Raw genomic sequence first — 23,326 nt, 5'->3', positions numbered from 1 at the left:
AAGGCTTGCGCGCGATGCGCCAGCGCAACACAGCGCCGGTGCTTACCAGCAATCTGCCAGCTTCCACCCGTAAGGCCCCCGCACCCATGATCAATTTCTTCCGGTCCTTCTTCCAGTCCAAGATCGGCCTCGGTCTGACGATCGGCTTTCTGGTCCTGATCGCGATCGCCTTTGCCGCCGGCGATGTCGGCAGTTCGGGCTCTTTCGGCGGTCTTTCGGGGACAAATAATGTCGCCGTGGTGGGCGATGAAGACGTGACCACCGCCGAACTACGCCAGTCGACCGACAATGCCTTCCGCCAGGTGCAGCAGGACGACCCGACGCTCTCGATGGAAGAATTCGTCGAGAATGGCGGGCTGACGCAGGTGCTGGACACCCTGCTGGACCGGGTCGCGGTGTCCGAATTCGGCAGGATGCTGGGCGTGCGCGCGGGCGAAAACCTGATCAACAGCGAAATCCGCATGATCTCCGCCTTCCGCGGCCCCGACGGCAGCTTCAGCGCCGATGTCTACCGCGCCGCTTTGCAGCAGCAGGGGCTGACCGACCAGATCGTGCGCGAAGACCTGTCCGACGGGCTGATCGCCCAGCAAGTGCTGGTGCCTGCCGTGTTCGGCGCGAAATTCCCCGACAGTATCGTCGCGCGCTACGCCACCCAGCTGCGCGAGAAGCGCGAGGGTTCGATCGCGCTGGTCCCCGCCGAACTCTTCGCCCCCAAGGACGACCCGACCGCCAAGCAGCTGCAGGCTTTCTACAACGCAAACCGCACCGACTTCATGCGGCCCGAGCGGCGGCAGGTGCGCTATGCCCGCTTCGGGACCGAGCAGCTGACCGACTCGATCGAGCCGACCGCTGCCGAGATCAAGAAACGTTACCAGGACAATGCCGACCTCTATCGCGCGAGCGAGAACCGCACCTTCACCCAGCTGATCGTGCCGACCAAGCAGGCGGCCGAGAGCTTCCGCAAGCGCGTCTCCGAAGGCGCTTCGCTGACTCAGGTTGCGGAGGAAGCCGGCCTGGAAACGCAGCAGATTGGCCCGATCACGCGTGAGGATTACGCCCAGCAGGCCAATTCCGCGGTGGCGCAGGCGGTCTTCTCCGCCGGTCGGGGCAAGATCGCGGCGATCGCGCGCAGCCCGCTCGGCTATCACGTCGTGCGGATCGACGATGTGGAGACGATCGCGGCGCGCACCCTCGCCCAGGCCCGTGACGAAATCGCCGACGCGCTGCGCGCGGAAAAGCAGCGCCGCGCGCTGACCGAACTGGCGAGCACGATCGACGAGCGGGTCAATAGCGGCGAATCCTTCAGCGACATCGCCGATGCGCTCAAGCTCGAAACCGAAACCACGCGCCCGCTGCTCGCCAATGGTCAGGTGTTCGGGGGCCAGCCGGGCGACGCCGCTCCCGAAATCGTGCAGCCGCTGATCCAGACCGTGTTCCAGATGCGCGAAGGCCAGCCGCAGATCGCCGAGGTCGAGACGGGCAAGACTTTCGTCCTCTACGAAGCGTCAGACATCTCTCCTGCCGCGGTCCCGCCGCTCAAGGAAATCCGCGATGCGGTCTCCGCACGCTGGGCGATGGCCGAAGGCGCCAAGGCGGCCAAGGCTGCGTCCGACCGGATCCTCAAGCGGGTGCGCGGCGGAGACTCGCTGGCCGAGGCCATGCGGGCCGAGAAGGTCAGCCTGCCGCCGGCCCAGCCGCTCAGCCTGACGCGCGAGCAAATGATGCAGATGCAGCGCCCCAACCCGCCGATCTCGCTGATGTTCGCGATGTCCGCAGGCACTGCCAAGCGGCTCGAGGCACCGCGCAATGCCGGGTTCTTCCTCGTCCAGCTGGAAGAGATCACCGCCGGCAAGATCGACAAGGACGATCCGCTGATGGGTGAGGCACGGCGCGGCTACAGCCAGCTGCTGAGCCGCGAGTACGGCGATCAGCTGCGCAAGGCGATCCGCACCGAAGTGGGGATCGAGCGCAATGCGGACGCGATCGAAACCGTACGCCGCCAGCTCACCGGCCAGTCCGCCAACTAGTCGCCGCGAGATGCTGCGTAATCGTGATGCCGCACATGACCGGCTGACACAGGGCCTGCCCGCGCTCGTCTGGCAGCGGCGCATCGCCGATACGCTGACCCCGGTCGGCGCGGCATGCGCGCTGATGGAGGACGGGCGCGGAGACTTCCTGCTCGAATCGGTCGAGGGGGGAGAGATTCGCGGGCGCTACTCCATGCTCGGGCTCGATCCCGATCTGGTGCTGCGCGCCGATGGCGAGAGCGCCGAGGTCAATCGCGACTGGCGGCGCAACCGCGATGCCTTCGTCCCGTTCGAAGGCGACGGGCTGGCCGCGCTGCGCCACCTGCTGGGCGAGATCGCGATGCCCACGCCGGAGGATCTGCCCCCCGCCCTCGCCCTGCTGGTCGGCTATTTCGGGTACGAGACCTTCGCACTGGTCGAGAAACTGCCGCGTGCCAGCGACGATCCGCTGGGCCTGCCCGATATGGTGTTCACCCGCCCCGGGCTGGTGCTGGTGTTCGACGCGCTGACCGACGAGGTGTTCGTGATCGCGCCGGTCTGGCCCTCGGATGCTGAGGCAGCTGATGTGCTGGACGCCGCGGAAGAACGGATCGAGGAGGCGCTGCGGCGCCTGTCGCAGCCTGTTCCGCACGGCGATGCCGTGCCGGACACGCTCGATCCGGCGACGATGGACCTGCGCCCGACCGTCGCGGGGGATGATTACGCCGCGCGGGTCGCACGCGCGCAGGACTACATCGTTGCAGGAGACATTTTCCAGGTGGTGCTCGCCCAGCGCTTCACCACCCCCTTCCCCCATTCCGCAATGGCGCTGTATCGCGCGCTGCGGCGGGTGAACCCCTCGCCCTTCCTCTATCTGCTCGATCTGCCCGAGGTCGGCATGGTCGGCTCCAGCCCGGAAATTCTCGTGAGGCTGAGAGACGGGCAGATCACCATCCGCCCGATCGCCGGCACCCGCCCGCGCGGCAAGACGCCCGAGGCGGACCGCGCGGCGGAGCGCGAGCTGCTCGCCGATCCCAAGGAGCGCGCCGAGCATCTGATGCTGCTCGATCTCGGGCGCAACGACACTGGTCGTGTTTCCACACCGGGTAGTGTCGAAGTGACGGACAGCTTCATGGTTGAGCGCTATAGTCACGTCATGCATATCGTCAGCAATGTTCAGGGCCGCCTAGACGCCGGGAAAGACGCGCTAGATGCGCTGTTCGCAGGCTTCCCCGCAGGCACCGTCAGCGGCGCGCCCAAGCTGCGCGCGTGCGAGATCATCGCCGAGCTGGAGAACGAGAAGCGCGGGCCCTACGCGGGCGGCGTCGGCTATTTCGCGCCCGACGGCAGCTTCGATTCGTGCATCGTCCTGCGCACCGGGCTGGTAAAGGACGGCACGCTGCACGTCACCGCCGGGGCGGGCATCGTTGCGGACAGCGATCCGGCCTCCGAACAGCGCGAGTGCGAGGCGAAGGCAGGCGCGCTGCTCGCCGCCGCGCGCGAAGCGGTGCGGGTGGCTGGCGAAGCGGGGTTCGGCCAGTGATGCGCCGCAGCGTCCCCCTCATCGCCCTATCGCTGGTTGCGCTGGCTGCCTGCGATCAGCCTGCTGCGGGCGATCCCGTGATCCGCACCGATATCAGTGGCGAGAAGGGCGTCGAAATCGCGCGTGCCGAGCAGGCCGAGGCGAAGCCTTCGGCCAGCCCGACGCCCACGCCGACACCCAGCGAGACCACCGCGCCCGAGGATTCTGCGTGTCAGCCGGTCCGCTTCGAGGATGTCGTCTTTACCGAATGCGTCGCCGATCCGGCAAAGCATCGCGTGGCGATGGTTCTCGGCAATCCGCCCTACCGCAGCCTCGCCAAATATTCCGTCTCGCGGCCCAAGGATGCACCGCGCGTCGCCTTCGCGATGAATGCGGGGATGTACGACGGTGAAGGCAAGCCGATCGGCTATTACGTCCAGAACAAGGATCGGCTGCAGGAACTCAACCGCAACGAGGGTTCGGGCAATTTCCACCTGAAGCCCAACGGCGTGTTTTACGGCACCGGCAGCACCTGGCGCATCCGCACCACGGACGATTTCTACCACACGGTGGGCGACCGCCCCGATTTCGGCACGCAGAGCGGCCCGATGCTGCTGATCGAGGGCAAGGTCCATCCCGAGATTTCGGCGGACGGCCCCTCCAAGCGCATCCGCAACGGCGTTGGGATCGACAAGGACGGCAAGGCGCATTTCGTGATTTCGAGCCGCCCGGTGAGCTTCGGCCAGTTCGCGCGTTTCTTCCGCGACGTGGCGAAGACGCCGAACGCGCTCTATCTCGACGGGACGGTATCGAGCCTGTGGGACCCTGCGCGCGGGCGGATGGATACCCGCGCCGATCTGGGCCCGCTGGTGGTCGTCGAATTCAAGGAATGATGATGGAATACGAACGCACGCTCTATCCCGAAATCGAACCTTACGAGACCGGCATGCTCGATGTCGGCGAAGGGCACTCGCTCTATTACGAGCGGGTCGGCACGCCCGGCGCGAAGCCTGCAGTCTTCCTCCACGGTGGCCCCGGCGGCGGCATGTCGCCCGCGCACCGCCGCCAGTGGAACCCGGAGAAGTACGACGTGCTGCTGTTCGACCAACGCGGCTGCGGCAAGTCGCTGCCGTTTGCGGAGATCGAGAACAACGACACCTGGCGGATCGTCGAGGATATCGAGCGGCTGCGCCAGATGTGCGGGCACGAGAAATGGCAGGTCTTCGGCGGCAGCTGGGGCGCGACGCTCTCGCTCGCCTACGCGCAGACCTATCCCGAACGCACCAGCGAGATCGTGCTGCGCGGGGTGTTCCTCGGCCGCCAGAAGGAGAAAGACTGGCTCTACTCCTACGGCGCGAGCGAGATCATGGCCGAACAATGGGACAAGTTCACCGGCCTGATCCCCGAGGACGAGCGCGGCGATCTGGTGAAAGCGTACCACGCCCGCCTGACCAGCGACGACGAGGAAACGCGCCTCGCCGCCGCGAAGGAATGGTCGCTGTGGGAAGGCAATGTCGCCACGCTGCTGCCCAACGAGGAGCTGCTGGGCAGCTTCGCCGATCCGTCCAAGGCCGTCCCCTTCGCCCGTATCTGCGCGCGCTTCTTCCTCGAAAACTTCTTCCTCGAAGAAGGCCAGCTGCTGCGCGACGTCGGCAAGATAAAGGACATCCCCGGCATCATCGTGCAGGGCCGCCACGACATCTGCACCCCGCCCGTCTCCGCATGGGAGCTGAAGAAGGCCTGGCCCGAAGCCGAGCTGTGGATCGTCCACGATGCAGGCCATTCGGCAGGCGAGCCGGGTATCATCGACGGCTTGGTGCGCGCGACGGACAAATTGGCGGGCTGATGCTCATCCGGCGGCCGGGCCACGCATTGGCCGCGGTGATCCTGTTGGTCGTGGAAGTGCTGATCGCGCTCTATGTCAGGGATCGGTTCGTGCGCCCGTATCTGGGCGATGTCCTCGCAGTGATGCTGGTCCATTGCGCCCTACGCGCGGTTTTGCCCATCGGCCCGCTGCTCGCGGCGGCAAGCGCCTTCGGCATCGCGCTGGTGATCGAACTCGGCCAACTGGTCGTAATTCTGGGCATGGTCGGCCTGGAGGACAATGCTGTAGCCGCGACCGTGCTGGGGAGCGGGTTCGATCCGGTCGACATCGCCTGCTACGCTGCCGGAGCGCTCGCGGTGCTGGCGATCGACCGCCTCGCGACGCGCAGGGCTTGATCTGCTGCGCTCTATCGGCGCAAGGGACTGCCATGATCCTCGTCATCGACAATTACGACAGCTTCACCTTCAACCTGGTCCACTACCTGCAGGAACTGGGTGCCGAAGTGCGCGTGGAGCGCAACGACGCGCTGACCGCTCGCGAGGCGGTGGCCGGTGGGGCGAAGGGCATTTTGCTCTCGCCCGGCCCGCGCACGCCCAACGAGGCGGGGATCACGCTGGATACGGTGGCCGCGTGCGCCGACGCACAACTGCCGCTGCTGGGCGTGTGCCTCGGCCATCAGGCGATCGGGCAGCATTTCGGCGGGCGCGTGGTTCAGGGCGGGTTGATGCACGGCAAGACCAGCGCGGTGACGCATGACGGCAGCGGCGTGTTCGCGGGCCTCCCCAGCCCCTTCAACGCCACCCGCTATCACTCGCTGGTGGTCGAGGACATTCCCGAGGCATTGCAAGTCAACGCGACCAGCGAGACGCCGGGGCTCGACGGCACCAGTGTGATGGGTTTCCGTCACACCGAGCTGCCGATCCACGGCGTACAGTTCCACCCGGAGAGCATCGCCACGCAGCACGGGCACGACCTGCTCGCCAATTTCCTGCGGCTTTGCGGTATCGAAGCGCGCGAAAGGCAGGCGGCATGAAGTCGCTCCCGCTCGCCGTCCCGCACATGAACGAGGCAGAGGCCGAGGAGGTCTTCGGCTGGATCCTCGACGGGGAAGCCACCGATCAGGAGATCGCGCGTTTCCTGCTCGCGATGACCGAACGCAGCGAAACCGCCGACGAAATCGCGGGCGCGGCGCGGGCTCTTCGCGCGCGCTACATCCCGGTCGACGGGCCCGACAACGCGATCGACGTGTGCGGCACGGGCGGTGACGGGCACCATACGCTCAACGTCTCGACCGCCGTCGGTCTCGTGGTCGCGGCCTGCGGGGTGCCGGTGGCGCGGCATGGCAACCGGGCAATCTCCTCGCTCTCGGGCGTGGCGGACACGCTGGAGGTGCTCGGCCTAGATATGGAAGCCGCCGGGCGCACGGCGGAGAAGACGCTGAACGAGATCGGCATCTGCTTCCTCTTCGCGCCGAACCACCACCCCGCGATGCGGCGCATTCAGCCCATTCGCAAGGAACTGGGTCGCCGCACGATCTTCAATCTGATGGGCCCGCTGTCCAACCCGGTCGGCATCAAGCGCCAGCTGATCGGTATCGCGCGCCCCGGCTACGTCTCGATCTATGGCGAGGCGGCCGCGCGCCTCGGCACCGAGCGCACGCTGATCGTCTCGGGCGACGAGGGGCTCGACGAACTGAGCCTCGCCGCCGGGAACGAGATGGCGGACGTCACCGGCAATGAATTCGCGATGCGCCGCGTCGATGCGGGGCTCGCGGGCCTCGAACACGCGCCGGTCGAAGCGATCCGGGGCGGCGATCCGAAGCACAACGCCAAGGCGCTGAGCGCACTGCTGCAAGGCACGCCCGGCCCCTATCGCGACGCGGTGCTGTTCAACTCCGCCGCCGCGCTGATCGCAGCGGGCGAGACCGAGGACTGGAAGGAAGGCGCCGCGCGCGCCGCAGAGGCGATCGACAGCGGCGGGGCGCAGCGGCTGCTCGAGCGCTGGATTGCGATGGCGAAGTGAGTTTCGACGAGTACCGCCCATCCTGAGCTTGTCGAAGGACCGTCCTTCTTCTGGTGTGGCTGAAAAGTAAAAGTGCGACCCTTCGACAAGCTCAGGGTGGACGGACATTGAGGTTAGACGGTTGAACAAACTCGAAGAAATCTGCGCCACCAAGCGCGACGAAGTTGCCGAGCGGCAGGCGCAAACCGAAGTCAGCGAACTCATCGCCCGGATCGCGGCGCAGGCCCCGCCGCGCGGGTTCGAAGCCGCACTACGCCAGACCCACGCGGATGGCGGCCGCGCGCTGATCGCAGAAATCAAGAAAGCTTCGCCGTCCAAGGGCCTGATTCGGGAGGATTTTCAGCCCGCCGAACACGCCAAAGCCTATGCCGCTGCGGGCGCATCGTGCCTCTCGGTCCTCACGGATGACAAGTACTTCCAGGGCCACGCCGACTATCTCGTCGCCGCCCGCGAAGCGGTCGCCCTGCCCGCGCTGCGCAAGGATTTCATGGTCGATCCGTGGCAATGCGGTGAAGCGCGCGCGATGGGAGCGGACGCGATCCTGATCATCGTCGCCGCGCTCACCGACCAGCAGGCGGCCGAGATCGAAGCTGCGGCGGACGAACTCGGCATGGACGTTCTGGTCGAGGTCCACGACGCTGCCGAAATGGAGCGCGCGCACAAGCTGAAGTCGCGCCTGATCGGGGTCAACAACCGCGATCTGCGCAGCTTCACGACCGACATCGCCACCACCGAGACGCTGATCCCTCTCGCACCCGAAGGCGCGTTCCTGATCTCCGAAAGCGGCATCGGCAGCGCCGCCGACTGCACCCGGCTGGAGGCGGCGGGCGCGCACGGCTTTCTGGTTGGCGAAAGCCTGATGCGGCAGGCGGATGTCGAGGCGGCAACGCGCGCTCTGCTGACACGCTGAGTCTGTCCTACACGCGTCTTGCGTGGCATGATCGGCGCATGGCCCGCATCCTGCCCTTGCTGCACGCTCTCCCATCGATGTCCAGCGTGATGCGGGCGGGCGGCTTTTTTGCCTTTAGACAGTGTGTCAGGTGTGTCAGCCGTTCTGCAGGAGCGACGAGATGAGCGGCCTTACGCATCTGGACGAGCATGGCTCGGCCCGCATGGTCGATGTCGGCGCCAAGGCTGAAACCGCCCGTTCCGCCACCGCCACCGGCCGGATCGCGATGAATGCCGCCTCGCTGGCCGCGATCCGCGATGGCACCGTGCCCAAGGGCGATGTGCTCGCCGCCGCGCGCATTGCCGGGATCATGGCCGCCAAGCAGACCGCCAGCCTCATCCCGCTATGCCATCCGCTCGCGCTCGACAGCGTGAGCGTGGAGTGCGCGGTCGAGGATGACGCCGTGCGCGTCACCGCCACCGCCTCGCTCACCGGCAAGACCGGGGTCGAGATGGAGGCGATGGTCGCGTGCAACATCGCGCTGCTGACGATCTACGACATGGCGAAGGCGCTGGATAAGGGCATGGTGATCGAACAGGTCCGGCTGCTGGCCAAGACCGGCGGTAAGTCTGGCGACTGGCACGCGGATGAGGCCCTTGGAGGAACGGCGGCATGAGCGCACCGCTGAAACTGGAGGAGGCGCAGGTCCGGCTGCTCGACCTGCTCTCACCAACCCCTGCCAGCCCCTGCCCGGTGGACCAAAGCGCCCGCCTGTTCCTGGCAGAGCCCGTCATCGCGCGCCGCACGCAGCCGCCGACGGACCTCTCGGCGATGGATGGCTATGCCACCTCTGGCGACGGCCCATGGCTGCTCAAGGGCGAGAGCCGCGCGGGTGCGCCATACGACATGGTGCTGGGCAAGGGAGACGCGATCCGCATCTCGACCGGCGCGCAGATGCCGCTCGGCGCGGATGCGGTGCTGGTGCAGGAGGAGGCGCAGGTCGACGGGACGCGCCTCACCGCGACCGAGCCGCCGACCGCTCGCTTCATCCGTCGCGCCGGGCTCGACTTCAAGGCGTCCCACACGCTTCTAGAGGCGGGCACACGCATGGGCGCGGCGCAGACCGCACTGGCGCGGGCGGGCGGTTTGGCCGAGGTCGTGACGCATGATGCCCCCCGCGTCGCGGTGATCGAGTGCGGCGACGAACTCGCCCGCGATCCGACCGCCTGCGAGCCGCACCAGACGCCCGCGGTCAACGGCGCGATGCTGGCCGCGATGGCGCGTGAGGCCGGAGCGCAGGTCCGCCAGATCGGACCGGTCGCAGACGATGCGGAGGAGATCACGCGCGCAATCCTTGCAGCGAGCGAGGACGCCGCGCTGGTCGTTATCAGTGGCGGCGCTTCGGTGGGTCCGCACGACCTGGTCAAGCCTGCGCTGGAAGCGGCGGGCTTCACGCTCGACTTCTGGCGGATCGCGATCAAGCCGGGCAAACCGCTGCTGGTCGCGCGACGCGCCGGTACGGTGGTGCTGGGGCTGCCGGGCAATCCGGTGTCGAGCTTCGTCACCGGGTTCCTCTTCATGGTCCCTGCGCTGCTGCGCATGGCCGGTGCGAAGGACTGCCTGCCGCGCGCGATTCCCATGCTGCTCGCCCGCGATCTGCCCCCCGGCGGCGGCAGGCGCGAGTTTCTGCGTGCGCGGTGGACCCCAGACGGGCTGGTCGCGGCGGAGCTTCAGGACAGCTCCGCGCTGACCCCGCTCGCACAGGCGCAAGTACTCATCGATCGGCCCGCGCGTGCCGAAGCATCCGAAGCGGGGGCGTTTGTTCCGGCGTTCCTGTTGGAAACCCGCACATATGCTTGACTTGTTCCGGATGGTTGCCTAGTTGTTCCGCATTCGTTCGCATGAGGCCGCGAACAAGTAATGCGGAGAAGAAGTCCGATGTTGACGGCGAAACAGCATGAATTGCTCCGGTTCATCCATGAACGTCTGGAAGAAACCGGCATCTCGCCCTCTTTCGAGGAAATGAAGGAGGCGCTCGACCTCAAGAGCAAGTCGGGCGTGCATCGGCTGATTTCCGCGCTCGAGGAACGCGGCTTCATCCGCCGCCTGCCCAACCGTGCGCGCGCGCTCGAAGTACTCAAGATGCCCGAGAGTGCAGTCGCCGGATCGACGCCCAAGGCGGCGAACGATCTGGGTGCGCGGACGACCAGTGTGCCTGCGCGGATGCCCGAGGCGGCAAACGACGTGATCGACATTCCGCTGCACGGACGGATCGCCGCCGGCGCCCCGATCGAAGCGCTGGAAGATCACCAGAGCCTGCCGGTGCCCGCCGCACTGCTCGGCCCGGGCGAGCATTTCGCGCTGGAAGTCTCCGGCGACTCGATGATCGAAGCTGGCATCTTCGACGGCGACTATGCGCTGATCCGCCGCGCCGACACCGCGCGCGATGGCGACATCGTGGTCGCGCTGGTCGAGAACGAGGAAGCGACACTCAAATACCTGTGGCGTGAAGGCGGCCGGGTCCGGCTCGATCCCGCCAATCCCAGCTACGAACCGCAGGTCTACGACGCGCGTGCCGTGCAGGTTCAGGGCAAGCTCGCGGGGCTGCTGCGCCGCTATCACTGATCGGAGCCGGTGCGGCGCTCCGCTTCGCGCGGGACGCCGCCCGCCCCGTGCCACCAACCATGCGCGCCCTGACCCTGCGCGACCGTTTCGACCTCGCGTGAGGACAGGCGGATCGCGAGCCCGCCAGTCTGCTCGAGCATCCGCCGGTCGGCCTTGAGCCAGCGCGGGCGGCAACTGTAGGGCAGCCAGCGGTCGGCGACCACAATGTCCACCCGCGCGCAGGCCGCGGCCAGATCACGCTCGGTCACATACTCGCGCCCGCGCGCCAGCAGCAGGCGGTAACGCCGCCCCTCGCGCTCGATGGTTGCGATGCAGAACTCCGCGCTGCACCGCGCACCGGGCCATTGCGAGAGCGGCAGCGGCAGCCCGTCGAGCGCGCCCAACTCGGCCAGCGTGTCGCTGGCGTAGGAGGACTGGCTCTCACGCAGGCTCATCAGCCGCCCGTCCTCGATGATCGCGACATCGCGGCCATCACGCGAGACCAGCACGTCGGGGCGCGAAGTGGAGAGCAGCAGGATGGTCGCGATCAGCACCGGCACGAAACCCCAGAAACGCCCTCCCCCGCTCCACAGCGCGATCCACAGACCTCCGGCGACGAACAGGCCGAACGCGAGACCGCCCATATGCGGTGCCAGCTTGACCGCACCCGGCTGGCTCGCGGTGAGATGCGCAATGCCCAGCAGCATGTCGAGCGACGCCCCCGCCAGCCACCACACCGGCGCGCCGAGGCCAACAAGGTCGAACAACAGCGCCAGCGCGATCAGCGGCATCGACACGAAGGTGACCAGCGGAATGCCGACCATGTTGGCCAGCGCGCCATACATCCCCGTCCGATGGAAGTGGAACAGCACGATCGGCATCAGCGCGATCTCGATGACCAAGCCCGTCACCAGCAGCATCGCCCCGCCGCGCAGCGGCCGCATGAACCACGCCTCCTCCTGTGGGGCGAGGAACGCGCGCACCGGCGCGCTGTTATGCAGCGCCACGATCGCGAGCACAGCGGCGAAGCTCATCTGGAAGCTGGGCCCCGCCACACTCTCGGGCCACAGCAGCAGAACAAAGCCAGCGGCGACCGCGAGCAGACGGAAGGTCAGCGGCTCTCGCCCCAGCGCCAGCGCGACCAGCACCAGCACCGCGGCCGCGCAGCTGCGCACCGTGGGCACCTCCGCGCCGGTCAGCAGCGTGTACCCGATCCCCGCCAGCGCGCCGAGAGCTGCGGCGACGACCGGAAGGCGCACGCGCAATGCCAGCCACGGCCACAGCGCCAGCAGCTTGAACGCCAGGAAATACGCCGCCGCGACCACCGCGCTCACATGCAACCCACTGATCGAGAGCAGATGGGTCAGCCCTGCATCGCGCATCGCCACCTCGTCCGCCTCGGCAATCGCGCCCCGGTCGCCACTGGCGAAGGCGGCCGCGATCGAACCTGCCGACCCGCCGAGCTGGCTGCGGACGTGTGCGGAGAGGTTACGCTGGACCGCCGCGATCCCGCCCCAGCCCGGCGATGGTGGCGCGATCACGTCGACCGGGCCGACCGCCGATCCGGTTGCCGCCAGCCCCTGGAACCACGCGGCGCGCGCGAAGTCGTATCCACCCGGCACCAGCGGAGGCGCGGGCGGCATCAGCCGCGCGGTCAGACCGATCACCGCGCCGCGCTGCATCGCCGGGCTCGCCTGCTCCTGCGGCACGTTGATCCGCAGCTTGACCGCCTCGCCCTGCTCGTCGCGCGCTGCAAGCACCAGACGGACACGCTCTCGCGCGGGCTGCTCCTCCCGCTCGAGGATGCGGGCGTGCATCGTCAGAATCTGCGGATGCTCGATCGCTGGCTCACCCACGCTGGTCGAGCGAGCCCAGATCAGAGCGATCCCGAACGCGACCGCCAGACCCCACGCCACCCGCCCCAGCGCCAGATCGGGCACGCGGTCCACCCGCAGCAAGCACGCCCCGACCAGCGCGATGCCCAGCGCCACCCCGATCGCGGCAATCCACGCCGCTGGCACCGGCAACACGAACCACGCCGCGATCCCCGCGATCACGGCGACGATCACCCACGGGCCGCGCTCCAGCGCGGCATGGCCGAGGCTGCGATCGAGCCCCTGCGCGACCCTTGCGAGCGGGCTGGACATCACCGCGACCACCTGCCAAAGCCTGCGCTGCGCTGCACCATAGGCCGCACCTGCTCCGCCATCGGATCGAAGGTCGCTGCCGCTCGTTGCGTCGTCAGACGGAACGGTGGACGAAGGCTGCGTCGTCATGAACCGAAATGGAAAGGAACCGCGCCAGGATGGCAAGCGAAACCGGTACGATCATTACACGCTTCGCCCCATCTCCGACCGGCTACCTGCATCTCGGCGGCGCGCGCACCGCGTTGTTCAACTGGCTCTACGCCCGTCACCACGGCGGCAAGGCGCTGTTGCGGATCGAAGATACCGACGCGAAGCGGTCCACGCAGGACGCGATCGACAAGATCATCGAAGGGCTCGACTGGCTCGGCCTCTCCTTTGACGAGGAGCCGGTGTTCCAGTCGCAGCGGGCCCAGCGCCACGCAGAAGTCGCCAATACCCTTCTCGCCAACGGGCACGCCTACAAGTGCTTCGCGACGCCCGAGGAGCTCGAGGCGATGCGCGCCGAGCAGCGCGCGAACAAGCAGCCGATGCGTTATGATGGGCGCTGGCGCGACCGCGAGCCTGGCCCCGAACAGGAAGGCCAGCCCTTCACGGTCCGCCTCAAGGTGGCCAAGGACGGCGAGACCGCGATCGAAGATCAGGTTCAGGGCCGCGTGACCGTCAGGAACGAAGAGATCGACGACTACATCCTGCTGCGCGCGGACGGTACGCCGACCTACATGCTCGCGGTGGTGGTGGACGACCACGATATGGGCGTGACCCATGTCATCCGCGGCGACGATCACCTCAACAACGCCTTCCGCCAGCTGCCCATCTACCGCGCGATGAACGCGATCGAAGGCGGGTGGGACGATCCGGCCTATGCCCATGTCCCGCTGATCCACGGCAGCGACGGGGCCAAGCTTTCCAAGCGCCACGGTGCGGTCGGCGTGGAAGCCTATCGCGACGAGCTGGGCATCCTGCCCGAAGCGCTGTTCAACTACCTGTTGCGGCTTGGCTGGGGCCATGGCGACCGCGAGGAAGTCACGCAGGACGAGGCGATCGAGCTGTTCGATCTGGACGGCGTGGGCCGCAGCCCGGCACGCTTCGACATCAAGAAGCTGCAGAACCTCAACGGCCATTATATTCGCGAGGCCGCCGATGCGCGGCTGGCGGGGATCGTCGCGGGCGAACTGGCGGGCAGCGTCGATGGAGAGATCGACCAGGATCTGCTGACCCGGGCCATGCCCGTGCTCAAGACCCGCGCGAAAGACACCCACGAACTAGCCGAGAATGCGCGCTTCCTGTTCGCCAAGCGTCCCCTCACCATGACCGAGAAGGCTGCGGGCCTGCTCGACGACGAGGCACGGGCGCGGCTGGCGCAGGTATCTGCCGAGCTCGCCGGGCAAAGCGACTGGACAATCGAGGCACTGGAAGCCACTACCAAATCGCTTGCGGAGCGGCTGGAAGTGGGCCTCGGAAAGCTCGCCCAACCTCTTCGTGCCGCCCTTACCGGGACCACGACGAGCCCTGGAATTTTCGATGTTCTCGCCCTCCTCGGCAAGGAGGAGTCGCTTGCGCGGATAGACGCACAGGCTGTTTCGGCGAACCCCACTCAAGACTAAGGAGACCCACATGTCGGATACTACCGCCAAGCTGGAGATTGCCGGCGACACTCAGGAATTTCCCGTGCTGCAAGGCACGTGCGGGCCCGAGGTTGTGGACATCCGCAAGTTCTACGGATCGACCAACCGCTTCACCTACGATCCCGGTTTCAAGTCGACCGCGAGCTGTGAAAGCGCCCTGACCTTCATCGACGGCGAAGAAGGCGTGCTGCTGCACCGCGGCTATCCGATCGGCCAGCTGGCCGAGCACTCCAGCTTCATGGAAGTGTCATACCTGCTCCTGAACGGCGAACTGCCCTCGGCCAGCGAGCTGGACGAGTTCTCCTACACCATCACCCGTCACACCATGCTGCACGAGCAGCTGATGACGTTTTATCGCGGCTTCCGCCGCGACGCGCACCCGATGGCGATCATGTGCGGCGTGGTCGGCGCACTGTCGGCCTTCTACCACGACAGCACGGACATCGCGGACCCGGAACATCGCAAGATTTCCAGCCACCGCCTGATCGCCAAGATGCCGACCATCGCGGCGATGGCGTACAAGTATTCGATCGGCCAGCCCTTCCTGCAGCCGGACAATTCGCTCAGCTACACGGGCAATTTCCTGCGCATGACCTTCGGCGTGCCGGCAGAGCCCTACGAAGTGATACCCGAGGTCGAAAAGGCGATGGACCGGATCTTCATCCTCCACGCCGACCACGAACAGAATGCCTCGACCAGCACCGTGCGGCTCGCCGGTTCGTCGGGCGCCAACCCGTTTGCGTGCATCTCCGCCGGGATCGCGTGCCTGTGGGGCCCCGCGCATGGCGGTGCCAACGAAGCCGCGCTCAACATGCTGCGTGAGATCGGCCGTCCGGAAAACATCCCGCACTATATCGAGCGGGCCAAGGACAAGGACGATCCGTTCCGCCTGATGGGCTTCGGCCACCGCGTGTACAAGAACTACGACCCGCGTGCGACCGTGATGCAAAAGACCGTGCGCGAAGTGTTCGAAGCGCTCAAGGTCGACGATCCCGTGTTCGAAACCGCGCTGCGGCTGGAAGAAATGGCGCTGAACGACGACTACTTCATCGAGAAGAAGCTGTTCCCCAACGTCGATTTCTACTCGGGCATCATCCTCTCGGCGATCGGCTTCCCGACCACCATGTTCACCGCGCTGTTCGCGCTGGCTCGCACGGTCGGCTGGGTCGCACAGTGGAACGAGATGATCTCCGACCCCGCGCAGGTCATCGGCCGTCCGCGCCAGCTCTACACCGGCCCGACGCAGCGTGATTACGTGCCCGTCGACAAGCGCTGAGGCGTATCCTGAATGAAAAGGCCGCGCGATCTGCGCGGCCTTTTTTTTATTCGCTACGTCCGGGCACCGACAGCGTGAAGGTAGCACCCTCGCCCGGAGTGCTCGTAATGGTGAGATCGCCGCCCATCGCCTGTGCCAGACGCTTGGAAATGTAGAGACCAAGCCCCGAGCCGCCGCCGCCACTGCGACCGAGCCGTTCGAACTTGTCGAACACTATGCGCTGTGCCTGCTGGTCGAGCCCCGGCCCCTGATCGATCACCGATACGCGCGCGCGCTTCTCATCGGAGCCGAGGGTGACCGTGATGGTCGAACCTTCCGGCGAATAGCGGATCGCATTGCCGATAAGGTTGAGCAGAACCTGTAGTACCCGGCGAAACTCCGCAGTGGCGGGCTGGCTCGCATCGGCAGGTGGCGCGCTGATTTTGATTCGCTTCTCCTGCGCGCGAACCGCCAGAATGCCGGCAGCGCGGCGCGCGACATCGGCGAGATCGATCGGGTCGGGCGCGGCGCGGAAACCGTCCGCCTCGACCACTTCGAGATCGGTCAGATCGTCAACCAGCGAGAGCAGATGCTGCCCCGCGTTGACGATATCGCGCGCATACTCGCTGTATTCGTCGCCTAGCGGCCCGGCGAGCCGCGCGCGGATCGTCTCCGCGTTGGCGACGATGCGGGCGATCGGCTGGCGCAGGATCGGGGTAAGATCGCGCCCGATCGACGCGCCATCCTCGGTCCGCCGGTCGCGCCGCTGCGCCCGCGTGACCCACGCGCGATTGGCGATCAGATAAAGCTCGAAGCCCTGCGATCCGGGGGTCGGCTCACCCAGCGGGATCAGCCGCGCAGTCCACTGGCGCGGGCTGCCATCGATCGAGACGCGTGACTGATCGAGCAGCCGCCAGTGCAGCGGCTGGGCGTGCTGGCTGCCAGCGATATTGACGAAATCGGTCCACGGCTGGCCGAGGTTCTCGCTCATCCGCCGAAGCAGCGGTTGCAGGTCTTCGGCGTCGGTGTGGACGGTCAGGACCTTCTGCGCGGGGTCGAGCCGCGCGTGGAGTTCCGCCAGCGCATCGTCGATCGCATCGCGCCGCGCAGCAGCCTCGTCGTCACGCTCAACCGGCGGCGGGCTCGCCTGCCAGGTGACGATGCCGATCGAGCAGCCCGATTCCGACTGATCGTCTCCCTCGACAGGCACGATCTCCATCCACGACTTGATCCGGTCGGTCCCGTCGAACGCATGAATCGTGCGCCCGAGCCGCAGGTTCGTGCGGCGCGCCTTGCGCACCTGTTCGCGCAGCTCCGGAATCGCGATCGTGCCGGGGATCTCGCCCCCCGCCCGCCGCTGGAGCGAGGCAAGCGGCTCGTCCGCCGCAATCAGGCGGTCTGTCGCATCCGTGCGCGCACGCGCGATATAGGTGGTTGTACTCTCATCCATGGGCTTACTCGACATGCCCGAAGGGCGAGGAGGATAGCAGCGCGCGCGCATCCTGGGTCGTCAACTGATCGACCGCGGCGGGCAGCGTTGCGTCGGGATGCAGGCAACGCAATTGCGCCCGCGCTTCTGCCGGGCTGAGGCCCGCGGCGCGCAGAGACAGCGCAAAGCGGACAAGCTGGCGATCATTGGTCGAGACGACCGCAATATCGCGCTCCTGCCCTGCCCTGTGCCCCAGCGCGGTCAGGAACATCGCCGCACCCGCATGGGTCAGTGACAGCGCGACGTCGCTGCGTGCGCCGAGCCCGTGGAAAGTGCGGTCGAGCAAAGAAAGTCGCGCCTCGTTCTCGCTGCGCATCTGGCGGATGCGGCTTTCCACCGTGCTCGCCAGATCATCGCTCACATCCTCGCGCTGGCGCCGCCAGACGCCGATCAGGTGGGCGAACTGATCCTCCGGCAATTCGGCCAGCGGCATCTCCATGCGCTTCTGCTGCTCGATAAAGCGCGCCTGCGCGGCCAGCGTGGCCATCGCCGCGTCCGACAGATCGCCATCGCCCGATGCGATCAGCGATTGCAGCAGCGGCGAGAGTACGGGATCGATCCCGTTGCGCCCGCGCAGCCGGTCGGCCAGCTGCCATTCGATCGACAGCGCGTGGCAATGGCTCAGAAACGCGGCGTGCGTGGCGAGGTCTTCAGCCAGCGCGTCAGCCCGGTTTTCGGCATAGCCGAACACGTCGTTCGCGCCGATCTCTTCCGCCTCGACCCGCAGCAGGCGGTAGGCGGCGCTGCGCATCATGCCGCGCACACGGGCGATGATCGAGTCGCTGAACAGGGACCGGTCGTGGGTGCTCAGGAAGTGGGTCAGGACCGGCGTGAGGGTGGACAGCGCCATGTCGCCGCGCGCCAGCTCGGCACGCAGGCCCGCGTCGACCGGGTGGTCGTCCAGAATAGAATCCGGCACGCTGTTCATCGAGCTATCGGTCACGCTGCCTGCTTAGCCGCCTATCGTTAAGGGGCGATTATCCCTGATCGTTTGCCACAATGCGCAGCGTCTAGCACAGCGGACACGCGTATGCAGGCCCCGAACGGCTGAAATGCGCAAGATTCGGGGGGAAATGCAGCGGTTTTGCGCAATTCGTCCCGCGCCCCGCAGGGCGCCGGATCAATCGGGCGTAACCCTATCGAATTCCGCGAGAAAACCGTCGAGTCCGCGCAACGCCACCGGGTCTCCCGGGGCGGCGTCGATTGCGCTTTGAGCCAGCACGATCAGCTCGTCTGCGTGGAAGCTGGCGGCCAGCCCCTTGATCCGCTGCGCCGCGACCAGCCAGTTCCCGTCGCACCGCGAACGGTGCAACAGGTCGATCTGCTGGGCCAGGCTTTCGCGAAACGCGCCGCGCAGCTCGCTGAGCAGCGCAGGATCGTCACCCGCCGCAGCGGTGAGCGTGGCCGTAAAGGCAGCATTCTCGAAAGCCATGTGGATTATTGTAGCGAGCGGTGCGTTAACGTGGGGTTTAACCGGCCCGGAAACGTGGTAAGCCTCTGATCATGAGTGGGGGTTCTTCGATCAGAGTAGTCGGCAAGGACACGACGGAGCCAAAGGCGGAGGATGCCGCGCGCCCTCTCCGCGAACCGGTCACTTTTCCGGACGAGGATTGGCTGGTGGACGAAGAGGATTCGCCCGCAGAGCGCATGCCACGTATCGCCAGCCCGCTGGTCACCGCCATTGCGCTGATCGCGCTGGCCGGGTGGACCGCGCTGTTCGTGATCGCGCGCGGGCCTGACAGTTTCACCCGAATGGCCCCGAACATGTGGGCCGATGCGATCATCGCCTGGTCCGTCCCCGCCCTGCTGATCGCCTTCGTATGGTTCGCCGCGAGCCAGCGCATGGGCCGCCAGAGCAAGCGCTTCCGGGCGACCGCCCGTGCTGCTGCGGTGGATATTGCGGAACTCGAAACCCGGCTGACCGCGATCAACCGCGAGCTGAGCCTGGCGCGCGAGTTCCTGACCCAGCAGACCCGCGAACTGGAATCGCACGGCCGGGTCGCCGCCTCGCGCCTGTCGCAGAATGCCGACCGGATCGAAGCGCTGGTGGCCGAAAACGGCGAAGAGGTGGAGCGGATCGCCTGCGTCTCCGAAACCGCGCTGGCCAACATGGCCCGCCTGCGTGACGATCTGCCGGTGATCGCCAATGCCTCGCGCGATGCCGCCAACGCCGTCGGCTCGGCGGGTGAGCGCGCGCAGGGCGCGCTCGACGGCCTGACAACCGGCCTCACCAAACTCAACGAATTCGGCGAGGCGGGTGAGCGGCATGTCGAACATTTCCGCACCCAAGTCGATCGCACGCTGACCACTCTGGGCGACCGGGTCGCCGAACTCGAGGCAATGGCGGATGCGCGCTTCACCGCGCTGCGCGAACGCAGCGAGAGCTTCCGCGCGGATCTGGACGGTCGCGAAGTGGAGGCGCTGGCGGCGGCTCAGGGCCGGATCGACAAGCTTCGCGAACGCCTGACCGACGCGATCGGCGAGGTTCAGTCGATCGACGAGCATGCGATGGAATCGGCACAGGCACGGCTTGCCTCGCTGCATGACGAGGCGGTGCGGATCGACGAGTCGATGAAGGAGCGGGATCGCGAATTTGTCGATTGGGTCGACGCCCGGCGCACCCGGCTGGAAGAGATGGAGCGGCTGGCGCTTGCCTCGCTCGAAGATCGGCTCTCCGCGATCGACACTGCAGTCGAGGAACGCCGCGAAAAGCATGGCGAGATCGCCCGCGAAATTGCCGAAGCGGGCGACAGCACGGCCGAGCGGCTGGCCGAGGCGAGCGAGCGACTGGCCGAGATCGCCAGTACCACCGCATCCTCGCGAGACAATCTGCTCGAGGCTACGGACGATCTCGAAACGCGGCTCGGCAGCGGGCGCGAAGGGCTCGCCGCGCTCGGCACCACGTTGGACGAAGTGACCGAAGCCGGAGTGCGCCTGCTCGAACTGATCCACGCGGGCGCCAAGCACAGCCGCGAAGTCCTGCCCACCGCGATGGAAGCCGCCGAGGCGCGCTTGCAGGCGCTGCGCGACAATTCCGAAAAGCTGCGCCGGACAATCGACGAAGGCGCCGAGAAGAGCGAGCGCCTGTCAGCCTACGTGATCGAGACCCGCGAGAAGGGGGAGGAGATCTTCTCCGTCGCCGACCGGATCGACGACCGGCTGGCCGAAACGCGCGAAAACATGGCCGAGGGCATTACCGCGCTGCGCACCACGCTTGCGGCGCTCGACGAAGAGACCGGCGTGGTCGCACAAGCCACCAGCGAGCGTCTCGCCGAGGCGGTTTCCCAGCTCGAAACGACAGCCGAGAAGGCGCGCACGCTGCTGGCGGAGTATGCCGAGAGCGAAGGCGAGCAGCTCGGGACCAGGATCGGCGAGGAGGCTGCCCGTGCAGTGGGCGATGCGGTCCGCACGCAGGCGGACGAGGCGCTCGCCGAGCTGCGCGAAGCGACAGGGCGCTCCGCCGATGCGGCACGCGATGCCGCACGCCAGCTGCGCGATCAGCTGGCGCTGGTGAACGAGCTGGCGGGCAATCTCGAAACCCGCGTCTCGGTCGCGCGCGAGCGGGCCGAGGAGCAGGTCGACAACGACTTCGCGCGGCGCGTGGCGCTGATTACCGAAAGCCTCAATTCCAACGCGATCGACATCGCCAAGTCGCTATCCGGCGAGGTCTCCGACACCGCCTGGGCCAGCTATCTGCGCGGCGATCGCGGCGTGTTCACCCGGCGCGCGGTGCGCCTGCTCGACAATCGGCAGGCGCGCGAAATCGCCGAGCTGTATGACGAGGATGCGGATTTCCGGAGCAACGTGAACCGCTACATCCACGATTTCGAGGCCATGCTGCGCACGCTGCTGTCGACCCGCGACGGCAATGCGCTGGCGGTGACGCTGCTGGGCTCCGAAGTGGGCAAGCTCTATGTGGCGATGGCGCAGGCGCTGGAGCGGCTGCGGACCAGCTAAGCTGCTGGGGCAGTTCGCCCCGCCCCCCATCGATAGCGTTATGCGCCCCGCTGGCTGGGCGGAAGCATGAAGTCGAACATGTCGCGGGTCACCCACCCATGCTCCCAGTTGAGCACCCACACGGCGGTCAGCACCGCGGCGATCACCGACGCGCGTAGCGCAAGCCTACCGGGACGGAAATTGGCCGGCGCGCTTTCCGCCTGTCCGGGAACGAGGTCCAGCCCCATCTCCTCGTGCGTGCGCACCCCGAAGGGCAGCATCGTGAACGCGACGAATATCCACATCAGGAAATAGATCGCGACGATCGACCAGAAACCCATCGTGTTGCCCTCCCTCAGGCCTCCGGAATGACGACCTGGACCTGCGGGCGCTTGCCCGACCAGCGGTTGGCGGCGCGGCGCGCGGCAAGGCGCGCGGCCTCCTGACGGGCACCTGCATCCTTCGCGTCGCGACCGCGCAGGCGGCGCAAGGCCTCCTTCACGTCACGGGTCGCCTCGGCCACGAAGTCGGGGAAATCCTCGTCCAGCGGCAGGCCCAGCGCGCGGATCGTCACATCGTCGCGGCCCGTCACGACCACCACCAGCACGCCATCGCGCGACAGCCTGCGCCGTTCGGTAACCGCGCTGCCATCGGCGGGAACGATCAGGTCGCCATCGAGCACCAGGCGCCCGGTGGGCACCCTGCCGATCTTGCCCGGCTCGCCCGGCGCGAGGCTCACGATGTCGCCATTCTTCTGGAAGACCGCATGCGGAATGCCTTCGGCAAGGCCAAGCCGCGCCTGTTCCTGCATGTGACGGATCTCACCATGCACCGGCACCAGCACTTCGGGCTGCAGCCATTCGTACAGCGCCTGCAGTTCGGGCCGCCCGGGGTGGCCGGAGACGTGGATCATGCTCTGCCGGTCGGTGACCATCTCTATCCCGCGTTCGGCCAGCTGGTTCATGATCTTGCCGATTGCGATCTCGTTGCCGGGGATCTGGCGGCTGGAAAACAGCACCACATCGCCGCGAGCCAGCTCCAGCGGATGGTTCTTGTCGGCCATGCGGCCCAGGGCGGCGCGCGGCTCGCCCTGCCCGCCGGTCGCCACGATGAGGACCTTGCCGCGCGGCAGGTTCATCGCGGTGTCCCAGTCGATCGGCTGTGGGAAATCGGTCAGGTAGCCGCAGCCTTGCGACACCTCGAGAATGCGTTCGAGCGAGCGTCCGGCGATCACGAGCTCGCGCCCGGTTTCCTTCGCAATCTCGCCCAGCGTGTGCAGCCGCGCGACGTTGGAGGCAAAGGTCGTCACCACCACGCGCCTGTCGGGCCAGTTCTGCACTTCCTCCAGCAGGCCCTTGTAGACCGCGCCTTCGGAGCCGCTTTCGTTCGGGTTGAACACGTTGGTGCTGTCGCACACCAGCGCCAGCACGCCATCCTCGCCGATCGCGCGCAGTTCTTCCTCGGTGGTCGGCTCGCCGATGATCGGGTCTTCGTCCAGCTTCCAGTCACCGGTGTGGAAGACCTTGCCGTAGGGGGTGTCGATCAGCAGCGCGTTGCCCTCTGCGATCGAGTGGGCGAGCGGGAGGTAGCGGATGCCGAAAGGCCCGATCTGCATATCCTGGTCGCCTTCGCGCACGATGTGCAGCCGCACCTCGTCGACCAGATCGGCTTCCTTCAGCTTGCGCCGCACCAGTTCCGCGGTGAACGGCGTCGCGTAAAGCGGCACGCCCAGGTCGGCGGCGAAGTACGGGACGGCGCCAATATGGTCCTCGTGCGCGTGGGTCAGGACGATGCCGAGCAGGTCTTTCGTCCGCTCCTCGATAAATTCGAGATCCGCGAAAACCAGTTCGATGCCAGGGTATTCATTGGCGCCGAAGGTCATGCCCAGATCGACCATCAGCCACTTGCCGTCGCAGCCATAGAGGTTGACGTTCATCCCGATTTCGCCCGATCCACCGAGCGCAAGAAACAGGAGTTCGTTCTCCGGCTTGAAGTTCTTTTTCATG

20 protein-coding genes are annotated in these 23,326 nt (G+C 67.0%); 14 read left to right on the top strand and 6 right to left on the bottom strand.

All coding sequences use genetic code 11. The annotated features are described in order from the left end of the window. Nucleotides 1–86: 86 nt before the first annotated feature. The 11 genes from KYN89_RS02210 (at nt 87) to lexA (ending at nt 10,889) form a co-directional block, all read left to right on the top strand. Nucleotides 87–2,027: a SurA N-terminal domain-containing protein gene (locus KYN89_RS02210; protein WP_222823603.1), complete on the top strand. Its 1,941-nt coding sequence runs from the start codon at nt 87–89 to the stop codon at nt 2,025–2,027. Nucleotides 2,028–2,037: 10 nt separating this feature from the next. Next, the gene (locus KYN89_RS02205; RefSeq protein WP_222823602.1) at nt 2,038–3,549 is read left to right on the top strand and encodes an anthranilate synthase component I family protein; all 1,512 of its coding nucleotides are present in this window, start codon (nt 2,038–2,040) and stop codon (nt 3,547–3,549) included. Continuing rightward, the gene (locus tag KYN89_RS02200) at nt 3,549–4,421 is read left to right on the top strand and encodes a phosphodiester glycosidase family protein (RefSeq protein ID WP_222823601.1); all 873 of its coding nucleotides are present in this window, start codon (nt 3,549–3,551) and stop codon (nt 4,419–4,421) included. Before KYN89_RS02205 ends, KYN89_RS02200 begins: the two co-directional genes overlap by 1 nt. Beyond that, complete coding sequence (gene pip, locus KYN89_RS02195; RefSeq protein WP_429699535.1) at nt 4,421–5,374, top strand: prolyl aminopeptidase; 954 nt, start codon at nt 4,421–4,423, stop codon at nt 5,372–5,374. The genes KYN89_RS02200 and pip overlap by 1 nt, the downstream gene beginning before the upstream one ends. Then, nucleotides 5,374–5,748 (top strand): ribosomal maturation YjgA family protein, encoded by a 375-nt coding sequence (locus KYN89_RS02190; RefSeq protein ID WP_222823599.1) that lies wholly within the window; start codon nt 5,374–5,376, stop codon nt 5,746–5,748. Before pip ends, KYN89_RS02190 begins: the two co-directional genes overlap by 1 nt. 32 nt (nt 5,749–5,780) lie before the next feature. Continuing rightward, nucleotides 5,781–6,386: an anthranilate synthase component II gene (locus KYN89_RS02185; RefSeq protein ID WP_222823598.1), complete on the top strand. Its 606-nt coding sequence runs from the start codon at nt 5,781–5,783 to the stop codon at nt 6,384–6,386. Further along, entirely contained in the window at nt 6,383–7,375 is a 993-nt protein-coding gene (gene trpD / locus KYN89_RS02180; RefSeq protein ID WP_222823597.1) for an anthranilate phosphoribosyltransferase, read from the top strand. Before KYN89_RS02185 ends, trpD begins: the two co-directional genes overlap by 4 nt. A gap of 121 nt (nt 7,376–7,496) precedes the next feature. Beyond that, the gene (gene trpC, locus KYN89_RS02175) at nt 7,497–8,285 is read left to right on the top strand and encodes an indole-3-glycerol phosphate synthase TrpC (protein ID WP_222823596.1); all 789 of its coding nucleotides are present in this window, start codon (nt 7,497–7,499) and stop codon (nt 8,283–8,285) included. A 160-nt stretch (nt 8,286–8,445) separates the two neighbouring features. Continuing rightward, the gene (gene moaC / locus KYN89_RS02170; RefSeq protein ID WP_222823595.1) at nt 8,446–8,940 is read left to right on the top strand and encodes a cyclic pyranopterin monophosphate synthase MoaC; all 495 of its coding nucleotides are present in this window, start codon (nt 8,446–8,448) and stop codon (nt 8,938–8,940) included. Beyond that, on the top strand, nt 8,937–10,124 hold the full coding sequence (locus tag KYN89_RS02165; protein ID WP_222823594.1) for a molybdopterin molybdotransferase MoeA: 1,188 nt from the start codon (nt 8,937–8,939) through the stop codon (nt 10,122–10,124). Before moaC ends, KYN89_RS02165 begins: the two co-directional genes overlap by 4 nt. A gap of 78 nt (nt 10,125–10,202) precedes the next feature. Beyond that, a complete protein-coding gene (gene lexA, locus KYN89_RS02160; protein ID WP_222823593.1) occupies nt 10,203–10,889 on the top strand; it encodes a transcriptional repressor LexA in 687 nt (228 codons plus the stop codon). Here the strand turns inward: lexA and KYN89_RS02155 are convergent. After that, the gene (locus tag KYN89_RS02155) at nt 10,883–13,144 is read right to left on the bottom strand and encodes a ComEC/Rec2 family competence protein (protein WP_222823592.1); all 2,262 of its coding nucleotides are present in this window, start codon (nt 13,142–13,144) and stop codon (nt 10,883–10,885) included. The two genes, lexA and KYN89_RS02155, sit on opposite strands and share 7 nt — an antisense overlap. A gap of 29 nt (nt 13,145–13,173) precedes the next feature. On the opposite strand from KYN89_RS02155, the gene gltX reads away from it, so the two are divergent. After that, nucleotides 13,174–14,619: a glutamate--tRNA ligase gene (gene gltX / locus KYN89_RS02150; protein WP_222823591.1), complete on the top strand. Its 1,446-nt coding sequence runs from the start codon at nt 13,174–13,176 to the stop codon at nt 14,617–14,619. Between the two features lie 10 nt (nt 14,620–14,629). Next, nucleotides 14,630–15,916, top strand: coding sequence for a citrate synthase (locus tag KYN89_RS02145; protein ID WP_222823590.1), 1,287 nt, complete (start codon nt 14,630–14,632; stop codon nt 15,914–15,916). A gap of 46 nt (nt 15,917–15,962) precedes the next feature. On the opposite strand, the gene KYN89_RS02140 is transcribed toward KYN89_RS02145, so the two are convergent. The 3 genes from KYN89_RS02140 to KYN89_RS02130 form a co-directional block, all read right to left on the bottom strand. Further along, entirely contained in the window at nt 15,963–17,345 is a 1,383-nt protein-coding gene (locus KYN89_RS02140; protein ID WP_222823589.1) for a sensor histidine kinase, read from the bottom strand. Between the two features lie 4 nt (nt 17,346–17,349). Next, nucleotides 17,350–18,327 (bottom strand): hypothetical protein, encoded by a 978-nt coding sequence (locus KYN89_RS02135; RefSeq protein ID WP_346727181.1) that lies wholly within the window; start codon nt 18,325–18,327, stop codon nt 17,350–17,352. Between the two features lie 177 nt (nt 18,328–18,504). Further along, complete coding sequence (locus tag KYN89_RS02130; RefSeq protein ID WP_054525709.1) at nt 18,505–18,816, bottom strand: hypothetical protein; 312 nt, start codon at nt 18,814–18,816, stop codon at nt 18,505–18,507. A 71-nt stretch (nt 18,817–18,887) separates the two neighbouring features. On the opposite strand from KYN89_RS02130, the gene KYN89_RS02125 reads away from it, so the two are divergent. Then, entirely contained in the window at nt 18,888–21,341 is a 2,454-nt protein-coding gene (locus KYN89_RS02125; RefSeq protein WP_222823588.1) for a coiled-coil domain-containing protein, read from the top strand. Nucleotides 21,342–21,379: 38 nt separating this feature from the next. On the opposite strand, the gene KYN89_RS02120 is transcribed toward KYN89_RS02125, so the two are convergent. Next, nucleotides 21,380–21,661, bottom strand: coding sequence for a DUF1467 family protein (locus KYN89_RS02120; RefSeq protein ID WP_010237589.1), 282 nt, complete (start codon nt 21,659–21,661; stop codon nt 21,380–21,382). Nucleotides 21,662–21,675: 14 nt separating this feature from the next. Beyond that, nucleotides 21,676–23,325, bottom strand: coding sequence for a ribonuclease J (locus KYN89_RS02115; protein ID WP_222823587.1), 1,650 nt, complete (start codon nt 23,323–23,325; stop codon nt 21,676–21,678). Nucleotide 23,326: the final 1 nt, after the last annotated feature.

The organism is Alteriqipengyuania abyssalis, from assembly GCF_019857185.1.
GTDB classification, from domain to species: domain Bacteria; phylum Pseudomonadota; class Alphaproteobacteria; order Sphingomonadales; family Sphingomonadaceae; genus Alteriqipengyuania; species Alteriqipengyuania abyssalis.
This window is presented reverse-complemented; position numbering and strand designations above follow the sequence as displayed.

Coding starts and splice junctions, on each gene's coding strand:
- KYN89_RS02210 (WP_222823603.1), top strand. CDS start 87: ATGATCAATTTCTTCCGGTCCTTCTTCCAGTCCAAGATCGGCCTCGGT.
- trpD (WP_222823597.1), top strand. CDS start 6,383: ATGAAGTCGCTCCCGCTCGCCGTCCCGCACATGAACGAGGCAGAGGCC.
- KYN89_RS02200 (WP_222823601.1), top strand. CDS start 3,549: ATGCGCCGCAGCGTCCCCCTCATCGCCCTATCGCTGGTTGCGCTGGCT.
- lexA (WP_222823593.1), top strand. CDS start 10,203: ATGTTGACGGCGAAACAGCATGAATTGCTCCGGTTCATCCATGAACGT.
- KYN89_RS02145 (WP_222823590.1), top strand. CDS start 14,630: ATGTCGGATACTACCGCCAAGCTGGAGATTGCCGGCGACACTCAGGAA.
- KYN89_RS02190 (WP_222823599.1), top strand. CDS start 5,374: ATGCTCATCCGGCGGCCGGGCCACGCATTGGCCGCGGTGATCCTGTTG.
- KYN89_RS02140 (WP_222823589.1), bottom strand. CDS start 17,345: ATGGATGAGAGTACAACCACCTATATCGCGCGTGCGCGCACGGATGCG.
- KYN89_RS02125 (WP_222823588.1), top strand. CDS start 18,888: ATGAGTGGGGGTTCTTCGATCAGAGTAGTCGGCAAGGACACGACGGAG.
- gltX (WP_222823591.1), top strand. CDS start 13,174: ATGGCAAGCGAAACCGGTACGATCATTACACGCTTCGCCCCATCTCCG.
- KYN89_RS02130 (WP_054525709.1), bottom strand. CDS start 18,816: ATGGCTTTCGAGAATGCTGCCTTTACGGCCACGCTCACCGCTGCGGCG.
- KYN89_RS02165 (WP_222823594.1), top strand. CDS start 8,937: ATGAGCGCACCGCTGAAACTGGAGGAGGCGCAGGTCCGGCTGCTCGAC.
- KYN89_RS02155 (WP_222823592.1), bottom strand. CDS start 13,144: ATGACGACGCAGCCTTCGTCCACCGTTCCGTCTGACGACGCAACGAGC.
- KYN89_RS02205 (WP_222823602.1), top strand. CDS start 2,038: ATGCTGCGTAATCGTGATGCCGCACATGACCGGCTGACACAGGGCCTG.
- pip (WP_429699535.1), top strand. CDS start 4,421: ATGATGGAATACGAACGCACGCTCTATCCCGAAATCGAACCTTACGAG.
- moaC (WP_222823595.1), top strand. CDS start 8,446: ATGAGCGGCCTTACGCATCTGGACGAGCATGGCTCGGCCCGCATGGTC.
- KYN89_RS02120 (WP_010237589.1), bottom strand. CDS start 21,661: ATGGGTTTCTGGTCGATCGTCGCGATCTATTTCCTGATGTGGATATTC.
- KYN89_RS02115 (WP_222823587.1), bottom strand. CDS start 23,325: ATGAAAAAGAACTTCAAGCCGGAGAACGAACTCCTGTTTCTTGCGCTC.
- KYN89_RS02185 (WP_222823598.1), top strand. CDS start 5,781: ATGATCCTCGTCATCGACAATTACGACAGCTTCACCTTCAACCTGGTC.